3 protein-coding genes are annotated in these 3,018 nt (G+C 69.7%); 1 reads left to right on the forward strand and 2 read right to left on the reverse strand.

The features are described from left to right. Positions 1-835, reverse strand: an 835-nt coding sequence (locus ACMUOO_RS16945) for a glycine--tRNA ligase subunit alpha (RefSeq protein WP_413855784.1), incomplete at its 3' end; no start/stop codon positions are given. A 156-nt stretch (positions 836-991) separates the two neighbouring features. On the opposite strand from ACMUOO_RS16945, the gene ACMUOO_RS16950 reads away from it, so the two are divergent. After that, complete coding sequence (locus ACMUOO_RS16950) at positions 992-2,755, forward strand: serine protease (protein WP_301917262.1); 1,764 nt, start codon at positions 992-994, stop codon at positions 2,753-2,755. Positions 2,756-2,764: 9 nt separating this feature from the next. Here the strand turns inward: ACMUOO_RS16950 and ACMUOO_RS16955 are convergent. Continuing rightward, on the reverse strand, positions 2,765-3,018 hold a 254-nt coding region (locus tag ACMUOO_RS16955; RefSeq protein ID WP_413855785.1), incomplete at its 5' end, for a potassium transporter TrkG.

Here is a 3,018-nt window from a genome sequence, read left to right on the forward strand (position 1 = left end):
GCCGTTCGGTCACCGAGATCACGCCGCGCGCGTCGAGCAGGTTGAAGAGATGGCTCGCCTTGATGCACTGGTCGTAGGCCGGATGCGCCATGACGATCCTGCGCCCCGCCTTGTCCTCGGCCGGGGCGGCCAGGATGCGTTCGCATTCCGCCTCGGCGTCCTCGAAATGCTTGAGAAGCATCTCGGTATCGGCCTGGTCGAAGTTCCAGCGGGAATACTCCTGTTCTGTCTGGCGGAAGATGTCGCCGTAGCTCAGCGGAATGGGCGATTGCGGGTCGTTGAAGGGCATGTCCATGACATGGTCGATGCCAAGGACATACATGGCGAGCCGTTCGAGCCCGTAGGTCAGTTCGCCCGAGACCGGGTGGCAGTCATGGCCGCCGACCTGCTGGAAATAGGTGAACTGGCTGACCTCCATCCCGTCGCACCAGACCTCCCAGCCGAGGCCCCAGGCGCCGAGGGTGGGGCTTTCCCAGTCGTCCTCGACGAAGCGGATGTCGTGGAGCGAGGCGTCGATGCCGATGGCGGCGAGCGAGCCGAGATACAAGTCCTGCAAATCCGGCGGCGAGGGTTTGATCAGCACCTGGTACTGATAGTAGTGCTGGAGGCGGTTGGGGTTCTCGCCATAGCGCCCGTCGGTCGGGCGGCGCGAGGGCTGGACATAGGCCGCCGCCCAGGGCTTCGACCCCAGGGCCCGCAGCGTCGTCGCCGGATGGAAGGTGCCGGCGCCGACCTCCATGTCATAGGGTTGCAGCACCGCGCAGCCCTTCGAAGCCCAGTAGCTCTGCAGCCTCAGGATGATCTCCTGGAAGGAACGGGGGGCGGTCGGGGTCATCATCTGCCTCGGGCGGGGGAAAGCGCGTTCTCAATAGGCAACAGGCCGGTGGCGGTCAATCGGCCGGCGGGCGATTGTGACGTGACGCCGCCCGCCGTCCTGCTAGGTTCGGCGACGGATTCGCGCCCATAAGAAACGTCGGAAGGGTTTTCACGCATGCGTTTTGCCACGGTCCTGTTCGGTCTCCTCCTCGCGCTGCTGCCGCTCAGGGCCGTGGCACAGGATCAGGTCTGGCTGCAGATCGAGGCGCAACCGACGCTGGCGGAGGGCGAGGAACGGGCGCGGGCCTATGCCGGCGTCTTCCCCAACGTCGCGGGCTTTGCCATGACCACGGGCTGGTACGCGATCGTGCTCGGGCCCTTCACAAGGGCGGATGGCGAACAGCAACTGCGTGTGCTGAAGGGCGAAAGGCTCATCCCGGCGGACAGCTACATCGCCTTCGGCAACCGCTTCACGCGCCAGTTCTGGCCGGTCGCGGGGGCAGCCGCAGCGGCGCAGCCCTTGCCGGAGGGCGTGACCGACGCCGAGCCCGCCACGGAGCCGACCCCGGAGGTCGCCGTGGCGGTGCCCGACCCGGCGCTTCCCGACGAGACGCCGGCCGAGGCGCGCCGGTCGGAGGCCGCGCTTTCGGCCGACGAGCGGCGCGAGCTGCAGGCGGCCCTGCAATGGGACGGATTCTACGCGGGCGCCATCGACGGGGCCTTCGGCGCCGGCACCCGCCGCTCCATGGCCACCTGGCAGGGGGCGAAGGGGCACGAGGAAACGGGCGTGCTGACCACCGCCCAGCGCGCCGAACTCCTGGAGCACTTCCGCGCCGAACAGGCCGCGCTCGGCCTTGAGGTGCTGACCGAGACCGAGGCGGGGATCGAGGTCCCCTACCCCTCCGCGCTGGTGGAATTCGACCATTACGAGCCGCCCTTCGTGCATTTCCGCGAAAAGGCGGGCTCGGGCTTCCGGATGCTCCTGATCAGCCAGCCGGGCGACCAGACGCGGCTTGCCGGACTCTACGACCTGATGCAGTCGCTGGAAATCGTCCCGGTGGAAGGCGAACGGCAACTCGGGCGCACGGGTTTCACCATCGCCGGGCGGAACGCGGGGCTCGAAAGCTTTACCGACGTGCGGCTTTCGGGGGGGTTGATCAAGGGCTACACGCTGGTCTGGACGCCGGAAGGCGCCGACCGCGCCCGGCGCGTGGTCGAGGCGATGAAGGCGGGGTTCCGGCCCATCGGCGACCGCGCGCTCGCCGAAGGGCTCGGCCAGCCCCTTGCCGTGGGCCGCGCCGACCTCGTCTCGGGGCTCGCCGTGCGGCGTCCGGCACTGTCGCGCTCCGGCTTCTGGCTCGACTCCGGGGGCCTTGCCGCGACCACGTCGGAAGCCGTTGCGGACTGCGCGCAGGTGACGCTCGACGGCGGGCACCCGGCGGATGTCGTCCTGAACGATGCGGCCACCGGCCTTGCGGTGCTGCGGCCCGAGCAGCCGCTCGCCCCTCGCGCCCACGCCCGGATCTCGGCCGCTGCACCGCGCATCGGCGCGGACATCGCCATCCCCGGCTACCCCTACGAGGATGCGCTCGACACGGCCGTGATGACCTTCGGCACGCTCGCCGACGCGCGCGGTCTCGACGGCGAGGAAGGTCGCTACAGGCTTGGCACCGCTACCCGTGCGGGCGATGCGGGTGGCGCGGTGCTTGACGGCTCGGGCGCGGTCGTCGGCATGCTCCTGCCCCGCGACACCTCCGGCGCCAGGGTCCTGCCCGAGGACGTTGGCCTTGCCCTGTCCGCGCCCGCGCTCGCTGACACGCTCGCAAGCGCCGGGCTCCTTCCGCCGGAGGGGACCGAACCGCCTTCGGGCCAGCTCGCGCCCGAGGATCTGACGGCGCTTGGGCGCGACCTTGCCGTCCTCGTCTCCTGCTGGCGCTGAGCGCGCGGGTCAGACCCGCCAGAAGCGCGGCAGGAAGAGGACGAGCACGACCAGAAGTTCGAGCCGCCCGAGCAGCATCGCGCCGGTGAGTATCCACTTCGCCGTGTCGTTGATCGGCGCGAAGTTCCCGGCCGGGCCGATGATGTCGCCGAGACCCGGCCCGATGTTGGCGATGGCGGTTGCCGCGCCCGAGATCGCGGTGACGAAGTCGAGCCCGGTCATCGACAGTGCGACCGCAACGAGGCCCAGGGTGACGATGAAGA

Source organism: Albidovulum sp. (genome assembly GCF_041919395.1).
Lineage (GTDB): Bacteria > Pseudomonadota > Alphaproteobacteria > Rhodobacterales > Rhodobacteraceae > Albidovulum.